This window comes from Cobetia amphilecti (assembly GCF_032923285.1).
Classification (GTDB): domain Bacteria; phylum Pseudomonadota; class Gammaproteobacteria; order Pseudomonadales; family Halomonadaceae; genus Cobetia; species Cobetia amphilecti.
Genome location: NZ_CP136695.1, coordinates 1,616,459 through 1,634,078 on the forward strand (window position 1 = coordinate 1,616,459; position 17,620 = coordinate 1,634,078).

General features: G+C 56.4%; 14 protein-coding genes. 12 read left to right on the forward strand and 2 right to left on the reverse strand.

What is annotated here, in order from left to right:
* The first annotated feature begins 30 nt into the window (after positions 1 to 30).
* The 10 genes from R1T44_RS06970 (at position 31) to R1T44_RS07015 (ending at position 11,689) form a co-directional block, all read left to right on the forward strand.
* Positions 31 to 429 (forward strand): hypothetical protein, encoded by a 399-nt coding sequence (locus R1T44_RS06970; protein WP_317292807.1) that lies wholly within the window; start codon positions 31 to 33, stop codon positions 427 to 429.
* A 103-nt stretch (positions 430 to 532) separates the two neighbouring features.
* Positions 533 to 1,729: a nucleoid-associated protein gene (locus R1T44_RS06975; RefSeq protein WP_317292808.1), complete on the forward strand. Its 1,197-nt coding sequence runs from the start codon at positions 533 to 535 to the stop codon at positions 1,727 to 1,729.
* A 4-nt stretch (positions 1,730 to 1,733) separates the two neighbouring features.
* Positions 1,734 to 2,984, forward strand: a complete 1,251-nt coding sequence (locus tag R1T44_RS06980) for a hypothetical protein (RefSeq protein ID WP_317292809.1) — start codon at positions 1,734 to 1,736, stop codon at positions 2,982 to 2,984.
* Between the two features lie 72 nt (positions 2,985 to 3,056).
* Positions 3,057 to 6,434, forward strand: coding sequence for a hypothetical protein (locus R1T44_RS06985; protein ID WP_317292810.1), 3,378 nt, complete (start codon positions 3,057 to 3,059; stop codon positions 6,432 to 6,434).
* A gap of 86 nt (positions 6,435 to 6,520) precedes the next feature.
* The gene (locus R1T44_RS06990; RefSeq protein WP_317292811.1) at positions 6,521 to 7,696 is read left to right on the forward strand and encodes a hypothetical protein; all 1,176 of its coding nucleotides are present in this window, start codon (positions 6,521 to 6,523) and stop codon (positions 7,694 to 7,696) included.
* Positions 7,696 to 8,190 carry a hypothetical protein gene (locus R1T44_RS06995; RefSeq protein WP_317292812.1) on the forward strand — a complete coding sequence of 165 codons (495 nt, stop codon included), beginning with the start codon at positions 7,696 to 7,698 and terminating at the stop codon, positions 8,188 to 8,190. Before R1T44_RS06990 ends, R1T44_RS06995 begins: the two co-directional genes overlap by 1 nt.
* A gap of 45 nt (positions 8,191 to 8,235) precedes the next feature.
* On the forward strand, positions 8,236 to 8,934 hold the full coding sequence (locus R1T44_RS07000; RefSeq protein WP_317292813.1) for a carboxypeptidase-like regulatory domain-containing protein: 699 nt from the start codon (positions 8,236 to 8,238) through the stop codon (positions 8,932 to 8,934).
* Positions 8,931 to 9,332 (forward strand): hypothetical protein, encoded by a 402-nt coding sequence (locus R1T44_RS07005; protein ID WP_317292814.1) that lies wholly within the window; start codon positions 8,931 to 8,933, stop codon positions 9,330 to 9,332. Before R1T44_RS07000 ends, R1T44_RS07005 begins: the two co-directional genes overlap by 4 nt.
* An 8-nt stretch (positions 9,333 to 9,340) precedes the next feature.
* The gene (locus tag R1T44_RS07010; RefSeq protein ID WP_317292815.1) at positions 9,341 to 11,425 is read left to right on the forward strand and encodes a hypothetical protein; all 2,085 of its coding nucleotides are present in this window, start codon (positions 9,341 to 9,343) and stop codon (positions 11,423 to 11,425) included.
* A 42-nt stretch (positions 11,426 to 11,467) separates the two neighbouring features.
* Positions 11,468 to 11,689 carry a hypothetical protein gene (locus tag R1T44_RS07015; RefSeq protein WP_317292816.1) on the forward strand — a complete coding sequence of 74 codons (222 nt, stop codon included), beginning with the start codon at positions 11,468 to 11,470 and terminating at the stop codon, positions 11,687 to 11,689.
* Between the two features lie 14 nt (positions 11,690 to 11,703).
* Here the strand turns inward: R1T44_RS07015 and R1T44_RS07020 are convergent, their stop codons facing one another.
* Together R1T44_RS07020 and R1T44_RS07025 are read right to left on the reverse strand one after the other, a co-directional pair.
* Positions 11,704 to 12,888, reverse strand: coding sequence for an EAL domain-containing protein (locus tag R1T44_RS07020; protein WP_317292817.1), 1,185 nt, complete (start codon positions 12,886 to 12,888; stop codon positions 11,704 to 11,706).
* Positions 12,889 to 14,043: 1,155 nt separating this feature from the next.
* Positions 14,044 to 15,213 carry a glycosyltransferase gene (locus tag R1T44_RS07025; RefSeq protein WP_107335246.1) on the reverse strand — a complete coding sequence of 390 codons (1,170 nt, stop codon included), beginning with the start codon at positions 15,211 to 15,213 and terminating at the stop codon, positions 14,044 to 14,046.
* Positions 15,214 to 15,525: 312 nt separating this feature from the next.
* Between R1T44_RS07025 and R1T44_RS07030 the strand changes: the two genes are divergently transcribed.
* Entirely contained in the window at positions 15,526 to 16,467 is a 942-nt protein-coding gene (locus R1T44_RS07030; RefSeq protein WP_225347765.1) for a methyltransferase domain-containing protein, read from the forward strand.
* An 81-nt stretch (positions 16,468 to 16,548) separates the two neighbouring features.
* Positions 16,549 to 17,604, forward strand: a complete 1,056-nt coding sequence (locus R1T44_RS07035; protein WP_153635339.1) for a methyltransferase — start codon at positions 16,549 to 16,551, stop codon at positions 17,602 to 17,604.
* The last annotated feature ends 16 nt before the right edge of the window (positions 17,605 to 17,620 follow it).

Sequence of the window (17,620 nt, forward strand, 5' to 3'; positions counted from 1 at the left end):
TCCATCGCGAGAAAGTCACGAGAACACACCATGGCGATCACCCTTGAGGGCATTGTGCTGCCCGATGACATACAGTGGACCGATGAGCTGGTGTCCCACAGCGTCGGCCAGGTGCAGACGCCCACGCTGACCGGGGCACTCATCATCGAGGAATCCGCGCAGGCGGCAGGGCGGCCCATCACCCTCGCCAGCGGCAACGGGGCTTGGGTAACCCGCGCCACCGCGTTGGCCCTCACTGAGTTGGCGGCCACGCCGCGGCCTGACGGTACGCCCATGACGCTCACCTGGGGTGATGGGCGTACCTTCGAATGCGTGTTCGACCACGCCATTGGTGAGGCGGTTACGGCCACCGAGGTCTATCGCCTCGCTGCTGGCGGCCAGGGCGCAGACCACCCCTATACAATAGTTCTACGTATGATTGCGAGATAAATTTCGCTTAGCTGAAGACGATAGATAAAAAATACGATATTATTCTCATGTTTAGCTGCCACTTATAATCCTCACTATAACTTATTGAAGTCATGGATGATTAATGGATACTTTATCTACAGCACATAGTGATAACTTTGTAGTTGACGAGAGTAATAGCGTTGAAGGCGTTGAAGGCGTTGAAGGCGTTGAAGGCGTTGAAGGCGTTGAAGGCGTTGAAGGCGTTGAAGGCGTTGAAGAAGATGATGGATATAAGCCTCTCACTAAACTTAATAATATAATTACTCACCAGTTGTATAAAGAACAATACAAGATCGGTGGTGCTAAAGCTAAGTTGAAAGACGCAGCCATACCCTACAGTACGCTAGCTCAAAAGCTTGTGGATCAATTATTTGGTGTGTATTCGTCTAAGGCTATCAAATCCTATGGGGAATTTAACGACGATCTTGTTAATTCACCCTCACAGGTGTTAATACGTGATTTTTACTCTGCTGAAAAAGAGAGTAAAGATTTCGTGTCTTTTAGTAAAGACTTGGTGGGTATATTAGTTCATCGTGCTGGGCAGTCGTCGGGTGCTACTGGCGGACATGTATTCATAGCTGATTTTTCATCTGGTGATGATGAATATCTGTTAGTAGCTGTTATTAATGATGAATATGCGATTGCTCTCGAGGAAAAAGAAGACGTTTCTAACGACCTTAAAGAGGTTGAGTATTTAAATTTAAAAGGACTACGTTTTGCTGGACAGGTTCATGTTTCCTCGTGGCAGTCTGGTGAAGATAGATATATTAGCTTCCTCAATGGCGCTGGGGATGTGTCTAGTTATTTCAAAGAGTTCTTGGCTTGCTCAGGGACTACATCTAACCTTAAAGAAACACAGGCTTTTTGTGAGATAGTTGAAAACTTCGCAAAGAATGTATTAGTTGATGGGAATAAATTAGACGATAATGGACGCAACAGCTTCATCGTTTTAGTAGAAGATTTTTGTAGAGAGAAAGCCAAAGCTAAACAAGAGCTACGATTTCAAGAGCTTGCGAATGCTGTTTGGCCTAAGAACCCTGATGAGTTTTTAAGTGTAATTGCTGCGTCGGCAGATAAAGTTTCTGATGGATTCGTTCCAGTAACGAAAGGGTTAAATAGTTTAGTTAAATTCCAAGGAAAGACTAAGCACTGGAACCTTGTCTTTGATAGAGCTGCTATAATCTCGGGTCAAGTAGATCTAATGGATGATGATAGTATAAGAATTAGAGACGTTCCTAGTGAGCTCTTGAAAAAATTAAAAGATGAGAAAACTGAGTAGGACCATGATACCACTTGTGTTTAGCCATCTTGTTACTATCTATAAGCATGTTGGCTTTAGCTCACTTGACGAGCTAAGCCTGCAGCGGATAGATATTACTATCTCGTCTCAAGAGCTCTTAGATGCATTGTTAATAGCTTTGGATGATAGTAATATATCAAAATCAGGAGTTTCAATTCGTAGGGGAGATCCCGAGTGTTTGTCTTTGGGAGACAAGGTTGTTATAAGTCTTAGTCAACCAATGAAAAAATTGGGCTTATTGCTTGATTCGGCTGATGACCTTTTAAAAACTGCCATCGAGAAGGAACCAAATAACTACTATTTGGCTTCTGAGCAGTATTGGTCTGGTGATAGTGTTGCTCCTGATTCAGTAGCGAAATATCGACAACTAATCGAATTTGTTGGCCTTCTCAGAGACCTTGGGGACTACTATGATCGTGACAGCAAGGTAGTAGTATTCCATCAAGGAGGGGGTATAAAGATCCCGCTTCTACTAGACAGTATTTATGACCATGGAGATGTTAGGGGAGTAGAGTTTTATAGAGATTTTATAAAAGATGATGTACATGGCCAGCAAAAAGTAGAAATTTTACAAACTGCCATTGTCGAGTTGTTAAGGGGCGTAGGAAAAGAAAATAGGTTGCGGTATTTAATACAGAATGCGCCATTAATTGAGCAAAGCTCAAAAGATAGCTATAAGCTGTTTTGTTCAAACTTCTCTTACTCGAAGATTAAGGGTGAGGTTTTAGAGCTGAAGTTAGATTTTTCGAAAAAGATTCACGATGTATTTGCTAGTATTCAGAATCAGGTGTTGAGTATACCTGTGGCAACTATTGTTGTAGCCACACAGATGAAGCCTATCTCTGAAAATGAGTACCAATCATTTATTAATTTCGGCATATTGTTTGGCTGTTATGTGTTTTTTTGCTTGATAGTGGTGCTTCTTCATAATCAGTGGTGTTCATTGAAGGTAATACAAGGTGAAGTCGATAGGCAAGTTGAAAAAATAATGTCAGAACATGCGGCTGTTGCCACAATCTTTGAACAAGATTATAATTTTTTAAAAAAGCGGGTAAGTAAGCAAAAATATGTTCTCATAGGTGTAGGATGTTTGGTATCTTTGGGATTGATCTTAGCCAATATGTTGTATTTTACTATTGAATTCCCTGCGGTTGAGAAGCCAGTAGGAGGAATTTTCTCTATAATTAGTACATATATCTCAGGAGCTAAGATTTTACTTTATCAAATTGATTAATGGTATTTTATTGTGGTGAATTTTAGCCCAGCCATATTCTATGGCTGGGCTTTTTAATATGGAGCCAGCCCAATGGCCGACGAAACAATCCATAGCGGCGACATCCGCATCCTGCAGTCTGAGCGCATGACCGATAACGCCGATGGCGGTGGCCGGCTGACTGGCCGCCCCGTGACCGATGGCGCGAGCAATGACATCTTTGACGACATCTCTGATCTTGATCGCGCGGCGGGGCGCACCTCGCTGCGCAAAGTCGGGGCCGGCGTACTGACCGACAACACCGCCCAATATTTCGGCGCGCACGCGATCATTGACCAGGTGCCGGCTGATCCTAATGTCAGCGTGGTGATGTTCGATACCGGCTCGCCATCTGATGAGCGTGCCGAATCCCGCGATTATGTCGAGAGCTATGTGACCGCCGGCGCGACCTCGCGCATGACGCTGCTGGGCGATCAGCTGGCCGGCCAGCGCAGCATCATCACGTTTCAGATGCCAGAGGCCACGCTGCCCGATCTGGGCGATGTGCTGGCGCTGATGACCGAGCAGGGCGATGCCGCCGGCGAGGTCCAATATGTGCGTATCTCTGAGATCGACCACGAGATCAGAACGTTTGAGTATGAGAACGGCAGCAACGTGCAGACGTTCGAGCGCCGCGTGCTGACGCTGGGGCTATCCACTGCGCTGCGCCAGCGCGTCTATGGCGTGCAGCCCAAGCCTGGCACCCTCAACCCTGACACCGTGGTGCGTGAGGGGCAGAGCACTGATGCCGCCCGTTACTATGGCGTCAGCACCCTGACCCAGCCGGCCACCTTCGGGGCCAATAGCGTCACCGTGGCCAGCACCTATGCGCCGCTTGTGCCGGCCACCACCACCGAGCAGGCGGTGACCGATGTGCAGGTGGGCGGCACGGCCACCATCAGCGTCAGCAGCGGTGGCTCGACCTTCGAGGTGGCGCAGATCGCCAGCACCACCCAGATCGCTATCGAGCTGAATAACCGTGGCTTCACCTATGTCAGCCGCCTGGACCCATTGCCGGCACCTGGCAGCGTGGTGATCGCTTATCGCTCGCTGGGCAAGTGGTATGAGCTGCGCGACGATGACGCCAATGGCGATCTGAGCGGCAGCGGGGCGGGGCGCGTGGACTACGCCACCGGATCTGTCAGCGTGACGCTGGGCGGCCTGCCGGATGTCGGCAGTTCGGTGCTGTTCAGCTGGGGCACGCCGGCCCACTATGAGGACCGCGCCGGCCAGGCCACTATCGACAAACCCTGGATGACGTTCGTGCTGGACCATGCCGGCGTGATGCCTGGCAGCGTTACCGTGCGCTGGATCTCTGGCGGCAGCGAGAAGACGGCCACCGATGATGGCCTGGGCAGCCTCAGCGGTGCAGCCACCGGCCGCGTGGTCTATGGCTATGCCGACGGCAGTGGCGCGCCCCAGCCTGGCGAGGCGTATGTCGAGTTCAATGGCGACGCCTTCCCAGATGCCAGCACCCAGGTCGAGATCGAATATGACTACGGGGCACCGAAAACCGAGCAATTCCTGCCGTCTGCCAACGGGGCCGGCCTGGTCAGCCTCAGCATCAGCGATGCGCCGGTGCGTCCTGGTAGCGTCGCCATCACCTGGTCGGTGGTGCGCACCTGGTCGAGCAGCGAGAGCGAGTCGCGCAGCAGCCCGCGCACCGGCACCTGGGAGACTGTCGAGCAGAATGGCGGCGAGGCAGATGTCACCTACACCATCACCGATGATGGCCGTGGCGGCTTCAATGGTGGATGGGAGGGCAGCATCGACTATGCCACCGGCGCGGTGACCTTCGAGGTCGAGAAGATCCGCGAGGTCAGCGAGTGGGATGATGGCGATGCCACGCACCGCGAGTGGGGCAGCAAAGAGAAGCGCGACGTTTTCGAGAATGGCTCGAGCGTCTGGCTGACCAGTCAGCTGGACAGCGCCGCCCCGACTACCCACACCATCACCCAGGATCTCGCCCCGCTCGATGTCGAGCTGATGCCCCTGCTGCAAGATAGCGTCGTGCCAGGCACCCTCAGTTTCATCTTCCGAGGTGATACATTCATCGACCGCCAGGGCAGTCTCTATCGCAGCGTGACCAGCAACGGGGCCGGCGTTCTCGCGGGCACCATCGACTATGGCAGCGGCGATGCTCGCATCACTGACTGGCCAACAGGTACCAGCGCCACCATCACCGTGCAGACACTCGTGTCTACCTTCGGCACCTGGACGCTGGATGAAGCCTTCTTCCGCACGCCCGGCTCGCCGCTGCAGGTGGGTGGTCTACTGATTCAGGCCACCACGCTCGACGGTCGCTCGATCACCGGCCAGGCGGCACTCTCTGGCGAGATCGAGGGTGACGAGATGGCAGGCAGCGTGAGCTTCGAGACGGGGGTGGTGCGCGTTATGTTCGGCAAGCAGGTGGCCGATGCCAGCCTGACAGCCGCCGAGAAGTCAGAAAGCTGGTATGACGCCGCTGCGGTGGATGATGACGGCATGATCTGGCGACCGACACAGATCATCCCCAGCACGGCCCGCTTCAATGCAGTGGTGTTGACTACTCTGCCGCTCGAGGCTGAGTTGATCGGTATCGACCCCGTGCGCCTGCCCAGCGATGGCCGCGTGCCCATCTATCGTGCCGGCGGCGTGGTGGTGGTGCACCACACTGGCCGAGCGCCATTCCCCTTGGGGCTAGCGGATGGCACCGCGCTGGATGTGGGCCGCTCGCGGCTGGCGAGCCTGGTGGTGGAGGACGCCGCCGGCGAGGAGGTGCCGGCTACCCAGTACAGTGCAGATCTCGATGCCGGCACCGTGCAGCTCGCCGCGCCTGACACGGCCACCCATCCCGAACCTTGGTACGCCCTGCACCGTGTCGAGGACATGCTGCTGGTAGGAGATGTGGACCTCTCAGGCGTGCTGACGCTCAAGGGCAATCTGAGCCACGACTACCCGTCAGATGACACTCTGGTCAGCGCCGCGATGGTGGCCGGTGATCTGAAGGCGCGCGTCACCAATTTCTTCGACCTTGCCAGCTGGGACCGGGACTGGAGCAAGGATGACAACGACGGCGCAGACGGCACCCTAGCCGAGTACAACACCACCACCTATCCGCCCATCATCACCAACCGCGGGGCCATCACCGAGGACTGGGCGCTGATCTTCACCAGCGCCAGCAACTTCCGCATCATCGGCCGCACTGTGGGCGAGATCGGCGTGGGCAGTATCAATGAAGACACTGCCCCCACCAACCCCAATCACGGCGTGCCCTACTGGTCCCTCAAAGCAGGAGGATTCGGGGCTGGCTGGGTGAATGGTAACGTGATCCGCTTCTCGACCATCGGCGCATCCTTCCCGATGTGGCTGGCGCGCGTGATCCTGCAGGGGCCGGCCAGCGGCCAGCAAGATTCTTTCCGACTGCAGATCCGTGGCAACGCCAACGCCTGATCGTAGACGGCAGGCGCAACCCTATATCCCTATCCCTCAACCGCCCAGCTACTCGCTGGGCGGCTTTGTTTCTGGAGACATACAAGATGGCCGATTATCCGGTGAAGTGGTTCAGCAATGACATGGGTGGCGCGCCGGTGCTGGGGGATACCTCAGCCGGTGATTTCATCGCGCTGCTCAAGGCGTGCTTAATCACGGGCTTCAATGTGACGCCGGTGGCAAGCGCCACCTATGAGGCCGAGAGCGGCGAGGTGTTGATCACGCTGACCACTGGGCACGGCTTCAAAGCCTGGCAGGTGATCGAGATCAGCGGGGCAGACCAGGAGGGCTATAACGGCCAGCACCGCGTGACCAGCACCGGCAGCGATTGGGTGCGCTATGTGCCCGATGCCGCGCCCAGCGTGTCACCAGCCACCGGCAGCACTATCGAGATCAAGGCGGCTCCGGTGGGCGGCTGGCAGGTGGTGGCAGAGGATGCCGAGAATCATCGCATTGCATTGACGCGCACCGATCCTGCTGCCACTGCCATGACCTTTGTTATCGAGAACAACGGCAATGAGGGGGATTATCCGTCAGGGGGTGAGATGGTGGCGCGCGTTCGGGTCTGTGATGGCTTTACTGATCTTGATACATATGAACAGGCATTAGAAGAGTTCTGGCCAGCTAGCCACCGAGAATCAGTAGGGCCGATGTGGATGCTGATAGCTGACCCCTTTCTGATGTTCTGGACCCCTCGCTATGGAGCAGAGGATAAAAGCGGGACCGTTCTTATGGGGGATATTGATAGCGTTCGTCCTGCCGATGCCTATCACTGCGTACTCACCGGAATTAAAAGCGGTAGCCTGGCGGAGTGGGATCGTACATCAGAACAATACTACCCTGAGATAGCTGATTTTGAGGGTGAGTCAGACCATCAGGGGATCGCGCGCTCGCATTATCAATTGCCTGGGGCTGCCCAATGGAAATTGGCGGGATTGTCTACTGGGTTTGGCCAGCTATTTGATTACCCCAGTCCGCAAACCAATGGGTTTTATGTTTCTACTGGGCGTCTGATGGTGGTGGAGGACAGCGGCCTGAGAGGCTTTATGCCTGGCTTGCTGCAGCCTCTACAGACATCATCCGCTTACGCAAAGGCGGTCATAGATAACCTGCCCAGCCTTGAGGGGGTGCCCGTTTTATTCTGGCTGTCAGCATCCTCTAAGCTCACAAGTCAGTCAGAGATTCTCCTCGCGTGGCGTCTTGATACGTGGAGGGTCGCGTAATGAGCGTAGAAACAGTTGTATTCACGGAAGACCACCCCTCGCTACAAGGGGAATGGGTATATGATAGCGCTTCTGGGGGGTTGCGTAGCAATGTTATAACGCATTCCCAAAATACCACGCTCATCATCGACCCTTTCAAGGGAGAGGCTGCTGGCTCTAGTGCCGTGAAGGTGACTCTGCAAGCCCGCGTTAGCTCTGAGCCAAATTACGATAAGCTAAGGGTGACCGTCAAAGGTGCTTCGGAGATTTATTCTGGCGAAGTGGATTGGTTTGATATTAATGAGGTGCTGGCATCAGGCGAAGTTATTACGCTTGAATACTTCAAGGATACCAGCGGAGATAGGGGTGAAGACGCGGCCTTTATTCGACGGCTTGAATTCGCATACGGCACAGAAGTTGCCAACGCTGTTACCTCTGATAATCTTGAGGGCGACTGGAGTTACGACCCAAACAACGTAGCATTCAAAAGCAAGGATATAGGAGATAACGAATAATCTATTGCGCTATTGGACATAGCTAGCTTTGGCATAGATGATATGGTGCTGGCTATTCTTGAGGTCAGGGCCAGCATGGAGAAAAACGCTGATAAATTGATTATAAGTCATAATGGATCTGACCGAGTAGTAACGGGGGATAGCGGGTGGGTGAAAGTGCCAGTCAACATTCCTGATGATGGAATAATTAGACTGAGTTTTATAAAGGATGCCTCCGTTTCTACCTATGAAGATGCAGCCTATATTAAAACAGTTTATGTCGTAGATGGCGGTGAGGAAGTTGTTCCTGTAGGGCTGTTTTCACTAAATCTCGGGGTGTCCGATCTCGGGTATTATCCTTACGCTTCCCCAAGAATTCCAAACCCATCGGCAATAAAAGCTGACGGGCGCAGCTTGGTGGCGTCAACTGTTGATCTTGTGACTGGCATTGGTGTTATAGATCAGATCGACGGCAGTGGTGCCAATGGCACGCCGACTGGCGGCGTCTCAGATCCCGCGCGCATGGGCGTCATTGCCGGCACCGTGCTGGACATCCAGGCCCAGCCCGTCAGCCGGCGGGTGCGGGTGCATGAGCGCGCCACTGGCCGCATTGTGCGCGAGACGTGGAGCGATGCCGATGGCAAATACCGCTTTACGGACCTCGACCCGCGCCGCGCGTTCTACGTGATGGCCTTCGATCACACCCTGCAGCAAAACGCTGTCGTGTCAGACAATGTGCATTCTGAGGTGGAGGACAGCCCGTGATCAGCTTCTCGACAAGCGTGAAAAATGCACGCCTGGCGGCCATCGCCGGTGCGATTGATGCCGGCGATTCGCCGGCGTCATTCGTCGTGTACTCCGGCACCCGCCCATCACCTGGTGCTGCCGTCACCGATCAGGTGGCGCTGGCCACGCTGGAGGTACCCCAGCCATTCGCCGCCGATCTCTCTGGTGGCGTCCTGACGGGGGCAGCCTTCGAGGAAGTGATGGCCGATGCTGATGGCGAGGCCACCTGGGCGCGCCTGGTCGATGGCGAGGGTGCCTGGGTGATGGATCTGGATGTTGGCATCGAGGGATCAGGCGCTGACGTGACCATCAGCTCAACGACGATTTATCGAGGGATACTGACGCGGATCAGCCGCATGGTATTCGCTGAGGGCTAGGGGGCACCGTGAGAGAGATCAGGCTGCAGTTTGTCCAGGGGCTTGCACCCTGGAATGCGCGAGCGCTCGAGCTGCGCCTGGGGGGCGATCCTGGTTTGCTGCTGCTGTTCGCCGGTGACTATACGCCGCCGGCGGGTGGCAATGTCGTGCTTGGCTTTGGTGGTGCCACTGAGGCGGTGGAGCTGCCGCGCGAGCTGGTGCTCGATGCTCAGCTGATGCCGCCATCAGTCGATGCTCGACTCGCCCAGGGCGGTGCCATCGAGATCGCGGCCAGCCTGGTGATGCCAGTGGCCACCGTGCGTGCGCAGCTCGAGCTGATCCAGTCGCTCAGTCTGGAGGTGATCACGCCGCCGGTGTCGGCAGAGATCCGCGTCGAGCATGGTGTCAGCCTTTCGCTGGTGGCCACGCTGGGTGCGCCGGCGGTGGTCGATGTCGCACTGACCCGCGAGATCAATGTCTTTCGTGGGCCATCAGATAGTGCCGGTGCCCGTTTCGAGAACGCGGTCCCGCTCGAGGCCCAGGGCAGCACCCGCTGGGAGCAGCCGGCTCGCCCCTATGGAGCCACTGCGTCAGCCTTCGAGCAGGGCGCGACGCTTGCGGCCAGCCAGGGTGGCCAGTGGTCGGCACGGCCCCGCACCGATGCCATCAGTGGCTCGCGGTGGGAGCAGGCCGAGCGCATCCTGGGCACCCTCAGTGGCAGCCGGTGGCTGCAGCTGCCGCGTGTCCGCCGCGCATCTCGGCCGGTATGGGAGCAGGGGCAGGGCATCGCCGCTGCTCGCTCGAGCGGCTATCAGCACCCGCCGCGCAATGATGCCCGCCGGCGCTCGCGCTATGAGGAGGCCCGCACCCTCGAGCCGGTGACGATGGATGTGCCCTATCAGCAGGGGCGCACCACCGGCGACGATTGGCGCGTGCCCTGGGAGCAGGCCCGCCGGCCACCGCCTGGCATCGACTTGCCGCCAGATCCGCCTGAGCCGCCGGTGCTCGAGCCGGTGGAGGGCAGCACCACCCTGCAATTCTGCCACGCCATGCCGAGCGCCCCGTGGGTGCTGCAGTTCGGTCTGACGTGTGAGATACCCACCCCGACCATTCCCGTCAAAAGGCTCTATATCGTGCAAAACTCCGCGCGCCTGGTGCGCCTCTCCGATGGCCTGGAGCTGCCGGCCACCCAGATGACGCTCAGCATCGACGCTGATAGCTGGGCATGGTCATTCTCTGCCGGCCTGGCAGGGCGTGATGCTCAAGCGCTGGTGACTGGCACCGATGGCCAGCCGGTGGAGGTGATGGCCGAGATCAATGGCGAGCAGTGGCGGTGCCTGGTGGATGGCTGGCGACGCTCTGAGAGCTGGCAGAGCCATAGCGTGACCATCAGCGGCCGCTCGCTCGCGGCGTACCTGGGTGCGCCCTACGCCACCGCGCGCAGCTACACCGAGGACAGCCAGGCCACTGCCTCGCAGCTCGCCCGTGCTGAGCTGCCAGAGGGCTGGTCACTGGATTGGCGCATGACTGACTGGGTGGTGCCCGCCGGCGCGTGGAGCTATGACAGCCTCGCGCCCATCGACGCCATCTCGCGGATCGCCCAGGCGGCCGGCGGCTATGTGCAGGCCCACCAGCAGGATCAGACCATCATCGTCGCGCCGCGCTTCGAGGCAGCGCCCTGGCGCTGGGCTGAGAGCGAGGTCGATCTGGCGGTGCCGCGTGACATCATCACCCAGCTGGGCAGCGATCAGCAGCCAGGTGATGCCCGCAATGCCGTTTGGTTGCATGGCGACACCGGTGGCATCCAGGCCCAGATCATCCGGCAGGGCACCGCAGGCGATCAGCTGGCACCCACCGTGGTGGATGCCCTGATCACCGATCAGGCACCGGCCCAGTCGCGCGGGATCGCTGAGCTGGCCGCTACCCTACGCCAGAGCACCGAGAGTCTGCAGATGCCCCTGGCGGCCTCTCTGGGCGGCCTGCTGCTGCCTGGCATGATGATCGAGTGCGATGGCTGGCGTGGTGTCTCGCGTGGCGTGAGCGTCAGCGCCAGCCTGCAGGGGCGTGCCCTGAGCGTGCGCCAGTCTATCGAGCTGCAGAGATTCCATCTGTGATGGCGTCGTGTGGTATCAGTTCAAACAAAGGAGGGGGATAGCATGGCCAATCCATATCGCCGCCTGCTGGCGTTGCTGCCGACCACGCCGCGCCAGGTAGGCGAGGTGATCAGCGTCAGCGGCTCGCGCGTTCGCGTGGATCTGGTAGGGGGTGGGGTGCGCACCTGCCAGGGCGATGCCCAAGCAGGTGACATGGTCTACGTGGAGGCCGGAAGAGTAATAGCGCAGGCCCCAAGATTACTCATAAAAACGATCGAGGTTTGAGGGTACATTGGATGTTAGTTGAAAGCCTTCTTTGTGATAGTTTCAAAGGGCTGCGGCCTTCCTATATAATAACCTTGCATTTTCGTTACACCCATATTTAGTAGCGTCCTCATTTCTTCCTCGGTTTCTACTCCTTCAGCAAATACTTCCGCTCCTATCTCATGCGCAAATGTGACTAAAGCACTTGCTAGGGCGCGTCGTTTTTGATCTTTATGGATATCTCTAATCAAAGAGATGTCGAGCTTTATTTTGTCAGTGTCAATTTCAAGGATATGCTTGAGTGAAGCATATCCAGCGCCAGTGTCATCTATAGCAATCCTAGCTCCTTTTCTGCGCAGAGTTAGAAGGGATCGATTGAATTCGGCATAATCTTTTATTTTTTCATGCTCAGTTATTTCTATAATGACTCTGGATAAATCGAAATTCTTGATTGTGCTTAAGGTTTTTGTGTTACAAATTGAGTTGGGAGAAAGGTTTATAGATAAATACTGATCCAGTGGAATTGAGGGAAGGTAATCAATTGCTTTCAAGAAAGAAGCAATCTCCAACTCAATATCTAAATTGCACTCTCTTGCCTGCTCAAACCAGTCGTGAGTAGACAGTTCTTCTGTATTATTAAATCTTGATAAGCATTCATAGCCAATAATCTTATCAAACTTTACGTCGTATATAGGTTGGAAAACGATATTTATCGTATCATCTTCGATAGCTTTTTTTATTCGAACTCGATTTGTATCAATTTCTTCCCATAAACTTTCTTCTTGTTCAAGCAATAGCCCTGCCATGTCTGCCAGTGACTTTAGTGTTTTATAATCTAAGTTTTCTCTTACTAGCAGAGGGCTTTTATTGAAGCAATATAATATGCCGTGAATGTGGCCATTTGCGCTTGAGATTGGTATTCCTATGTGTGATCTGAAGTCTAAGGCGCTATTATTCGTGCTTCCTTGATCGACATTTTTATGTGCATTGCCGAGCTTGCCTTGATAATGGAAAGCTTTGAAAGATTTGTCGTAGATGTAGCTTGTCCGAAGTTGATCTGCTTTTGTCTTAATAGGGTATGCGCTTGAAATTTCATTAGCTTTCTTGCGCGTGTTAAAAAGCTCAAGGACACATGCATCCATGCCAAGTGACTTTCTAGCAATAGACGTGATTACTTTGAGAGTGTCTTTTGCCTTGGGGTCTATGTAATGATTATCCATAATGCCTCACATAGCTACTATATTCTGATCTAGTAAATGGTTATTAGAATGATTCAAATAAGTTCATTCACATATGTTTTTAGTAGCATACGGCATAATCTAATGCTGCTTTTATATTGATATTCTAAACTAACGTAGGGGGTGCTTTGGCGTCATGCCAGTCGAGATATTGTGTAGTCGAACAGGTTAGGAGCGAAACATGACCTTAGTTTAATAGTCATTGGGGTACTGCATTTCTAAATGTATGTTATGTATATGCTAAGGATATTATGGTTACATATTGCTTCCTAAAGTTTGTTGACTAATAGTTGGGTATGCTGTACGGAAGCTTTGGCGGCTTCGCTCTGTCGAAAGCCATAGAAATACTTGTCTATTTTCAACTTCCCAATAGCGAATTCATATTGCCAGATATAGCCAATTCCCAATTGGGTGCTCAGTGCTCGTTATGATGGCGTGCTTTAGAAAATGGAAGCGCTAAGAGGAGGGTATCGACGCTTGGTTGCTATCAACCAAGCTGCGCTATGTAGGTGAGGTGATCAGTGTCGGCGACTCCCCTCTTAGATATCATCGGCGATGGAGCTGTACCTGCCAGGGCGCCGTCCAAGTGGGAAGCCTGCAGGTCTATGAAGAGGGGGCAAATCATCAGTGAGGCGCTGTGTTTGCCGATGGTGATGATCGAGGTGGGACTATCGTTGTGTCCAGAGCTCAATGCGCCGATCTGCTCTCGGTGTCGTATGGGGAATTTCAACCCAGTATCAATTTCTGTGTATGGTGCTGTGTATGGTGGGATGGGTAATCATGCATATAGCCCTCAATGGCGGGCTTGTACGACTCCTGCAGGGGGCGCCAGCAATCCCACCTTCTGGACGCCGTCGTCTGTCCTGCCTTCTGCGTCATCGCCTTATCGTCTTCTCTGCACCGTTCGTTGCGTGCTCGGCCCTTGCTCTGTGAGCAGCGCCCGTCCTGGCTTCAGGCCCGGAGTAAGAATTGCCGCACTTGATCTTCCTATCCGATTACTCGTTCAACAATGTCCTGGCTCTTGGTCTGGACATCGCATCGTCTTGCCAGCCAATCGTCCTGCCAGTTCAGCGTCGCGGGAAGGCGCAAGAACAAGCCCTGCAAGAGAGTCTCTCGATAAACGCAGGGCTTTGGGTGTCAGCGGGAGTCTGATGTCACGGCATCAGTGGGCAGGGACAGAAACTCCTGCATGATGCGGGTATCGCGGAAGCGTTCGATCAGCTCCGGATCCGAGTCGAGTGCCGGCGGGTTGGCGAGACCTTCACGAATCTTGGCTGCCAGCGCCTCGATGGAGTCTTCGGAGATCAGGCGCGCCTGATCATGGATCAAGACATTGCGAATGCCGCCGGGGACATCCGGTGCCACGCACGGCGTGCCACAGCACATGCTCTCCACCAGCACGATGCCGAAGGCCTCACTGCGTGAACTGAGCACGAACAGACGGGCGTGCTTCATCCACGGGTAGGGGTTCAGGCGGCTGCCGATCAGGTGGACCCTGTCGCCGACGCCCAGCTCGCGGATCAGTGCTTCGGTGGCTTCCCGCTTGGGGCCATCGCCGACGATGACGAGGTCTTCCTCGATGCCTGAGGCGAGGTATGCCTTGATCAGCACATCCTGACGCTTGACGTCCGAGAGACGACACACCTGCACCACGTAAGGGCGGGAGGGCAGTTCCACCTCTTCCTCTGCCATGGCGGCGATGGCATCCAGATCACAGACATTGCCGATGGTCGCGAGTCTCGCCGCCTTGATCCCGTGATGGTCCAGCAGGCTTTCCAGTTGCTGGCGCACATTGTCGGTGTTGCACACGACCTGTTTGCCGCTATACAGGCGGCTCAACAGGAAACGTTGCCGCCAGCCCTCTTTCAGGTCGCCGGGCCATGACACCGCCACCTGCCACAGGCGAGGGTCCCGCCACGACCAGAAGGTCTCGAAGGCGCCCTGGCCGCGCGTGATGACCCGATCGATCGGGCCGTGTTCCTTCTCCAGGCGCGCGATGAAACGGCGCAGATAGTGGCCGCCGTAATAGCCTCGCCAGACGTATCCTGAGCCCTTGATCCACGGAGCCAGCAGCAGGCGGGTGAACAGGTCGTAGAACAGGCCGATGCCCGTCTTGCGAAATGCCTTGTCGAAGTCGACCTGATGAAGGTGCACGCCGGCATCCGGGACGAGTTCCAGTTCGCCTTTCAGTACCAGTACATGGACCTCATGCCCTTCGCGGTGCAAGACATTGGCGAGATTGACGGTATTGCGTTGGATGCCGCCGATGTTGAGCTTGCGGACGATTAGCAGGACGCGTTGTTTCATGGCTGAGGTCTATGTCGGAAGTGGAGTCGATGTGCACAAGTCAGTCACGTTGAAGCCTTGGCTGCTCAAGTCGATCAAGTGTCGGTCTTTCTCTGCCCCATGACCTCTTTCCTCGCCATGTGCCGTTCCTTGGCCCCTCGATGCAGGCGCCATTCTACGCCGATCCATTTGGCGGAGGAAATGCGTGGCGGCGGGCCGTCAGCGGCATCAGTGGGCGGTTCATCCGCACCGAGAAGTGCCTTTGGCGAGTGAGTGAGGCATTATCTGCACCATCGCTTCGTCAGTTCTTTCTCCTTCGCCAAGATATTCTCCATGCCTGAGCCGAAAACCTCGTCCCGCGCTGGCGCCTCTCGCGTTCGCCGTGCCACCGCTGATCGTCATTTCGACGGTCTGGCCGACAAGTTCGAACGTGGTTTCTACACCACGGAGCGCGGCCGTGTTCGTCTTGCGCTGACCCAGCGTCTGATGGATGAGAGTTTCTCGCACCTGCCGCCTTCCCCGGTACTGGAAATCGGTGCGGGGCTCGGGCAGACCGCTCACTGGTGGCTCACGCGTGGGCACCACCTCACGCTGGTCGAACCCTCTGGCGAGATGCGTGAGCGCGCGAAACGCTTCCTGAGCACTGCCGCGCCGCAAGGCCAGGGGCTGTCCGCTGGTTCGACGGCTGATCCATCCCGGGCGGCTCAGGCGGCGTCAGATCCGCAAGTGCCTGGTCACGCCGACGCGCTGTCGAATGATGAGCCGTTCGCTGGGCGACTGATCTGGGAGGGGCGTGATCTGCAGGGCTTCGCTGCTGAGACGGACAAACAGTGGCCGGTGGTGGTGTGCCATGCCGTGCTGGAGTGGCTGGTCGATCCCCGGGAGGGGTTTGCATTGCTCGCGAAGTTGCTGGCGCCCGGCGGCGTCATGTCGCTGAGTGTCTTCAATCGCGATGCGCTGGCGTTTTCCAATGTCAGCAAGGGCAATTTCGACAAGGTACTGGAAGGGCGCCTGGCAGGCTGGGGTACCGGCAAGCGCTTGACGCCCATCTCACCGCTACGCGATGGCGAGATACGTCAGTGGGCCGCGGAGGCGGGGCTTGAGGTGCGTGAGCTGACCGGGCTGCGCGTCTTCCACGACTATCTGCGTTCACGCGACCCGCTGAGCGAGGCTGACATGCAGAAATTGCTGGCGCTCGAGTGTCAGCACTGGCGCACGACCCCCTTCGTCTATCTGGGCCGCTATCTGCACTATGAGCTGGTGCGCCCGGCCTGAGGCGGTACCCGCACAACCGCATTGTTTCGATATCCGGCGCCCTCGCCGTTGTCCATATCTTCTTACCCTGTTGGAGTCTTCATGTCTGCTCAAACCCCCGCCTGTCAGCTACTAGAGCGTCAGGACAGTGATTTTCGTGATTGGCTGTGGGTCGCTGCGCCGCGTGATGACTGGTGGCTGTCATCGGACCGCCAGCGGCGTGTCTGGGGGCATGACACCGGTATCGTGAATGCCGCGCGGGAAGCAGGGCACCGGGTCAGCCATGCGGTGTTCTTCGCCGATGCGCGAGCTGATGACACCATCGCGCAAGCCGCGGGCGCCATCGTGTTCTGGCCCAAGGCGCACGCGCTGGGCGAGTGGTGGCTGGTGGCGCTATGCCAGGTGTTGCCGGCCGGTACGCCGATCAAGGTGGTGGGCGAGGTCAACGGTGGCATCAAGCGCGCTGAGCGCATCCTCAAGGCGCTGGGGATGACGGCGCGCAAGGACGATACCGCGCGCCGTTGCCAGCTGTGGTCATCCGCCACGCGTGAGTTGACGGCCGAACAGGCCGCCAGCAGTGAATCGCCACTGGCAGTGGCTGGACAATGGACAGAAGGCTGGGGCGAATTCGAGGCGCTGGAGATGCGACTGACCAGCCATCCGGGACTGTATGGCAATGCCAAGCTGGACCCGGGTACCGCGCTGCTGCTGGAGAACCTGCCGACCCGTGGCTACAAGCGTGCGCTGGATATCGGGGCGGGTGATGGCATCATCAGCTGCTGGCTGGCGCGTCACGGTGCGCGCGTGATGGCAGGCGACGTCAGTGCCTTCGCGGTGGAGGCGACCCGTCGCAGTCTGGCGCTCAACGGGCTTGAGGCGGACGTACGCCTGAGTGATGTCTTCGCGGCGTTCGAGGGGGAGCGGTTCGAGGCCATCGTGGCCAATCCGCCGTTCCATCATGAGCGCGATATCGATTACGGACCGGCGGCGCGCCTGATCAGCCAGGCACCGGATCACCTGATGCCCGGCGGCACCCTGACGCTGGTCGCCAATGCCTTCCTGCCGTATCCCGGTCTGCTGCAGGCGGCCTTCGGCGAGTTTGAAGTGCTCGCGGAAACGCGCCAGTTCAAGGTCTATCGTGCACGCAAGGCGCGCTGATTCCCTGCGACCTGAG

Coding starts and splice junctions, on each gene's coding strand:
- R1T44_RS06995 (WP_317292812.1), top strand. CDS start 7,696: ATGAGCGTAGAAACAGTTGTATTCACGGAAGACCACCCCTCGCTACAA.
- R1T44_RS07025 (WP_107335246.1), bottom strand. CDS start 15,213: ATGAAACAACGCGTCCTGCTAATCGTCCGCAAGCTCAACATCGGCGGC.
- R1T44_RS07020 (WP_317292817.1), bottom strand. CDS start 12,888: ATGGATAATCATTACATAGACCCCAAGGCAAAAGACACTCTCAAAGTA.
- R1T44_RS07030 (WP_225347765.1), top strand. CDS start 15,526: ATGCCTGAGCCGAAAACCTCGTCCCGCGCTGGCGCCTCTCGCGTTCGC.
- R1T44_RS06990 (WP_317292811.1), top strand. CDS start 6,521: ATGGCCGATTATCCGGTGAAGTGGTTCAGCAATGACATGGGTGGCGCG.
- R1T44_RS06970 (WP_317292807.1), top strand. CDS start 31: ATGGCGATCACCCTTGAGGGCATTGTGCTGCCCGATGACATACAGTGG.
- R1T44_RS06980 (WP_317292809.1), top strand. CDS start 1,734: ATGATACCACTTGTGTTTAGCCATCTTGTTACTATCTATAAGCATGTT.
- R1T44_RS06975 (WP_317292808.1), top strand. CDS start 533: ATGGATACTTTATCTACAGCACATAGTGATAACTTTGTAGTTGACGAG.
- R1T44_RS07035 (WP_153635339.1), top strand. CDS start 16,549: ATGTCTGCTCAAACCCCCGCCTGTCAGCTACTAGAGCGTCAGGACAGT.
- R1T44_RS06985 (WP_317292810.1), top strand. CDS start 3,057: ATGGCCGACGAAACAATCCATAGCGGCGACATCCGCATCCTGCAGTCT.
- R1T44_RS07015 (WP_317292816.1), top strand. CDS start 11,468: ATGGCCAATCCATATCGCCGCCTGCTGGCGTTGCTGCCGACCACGCCG.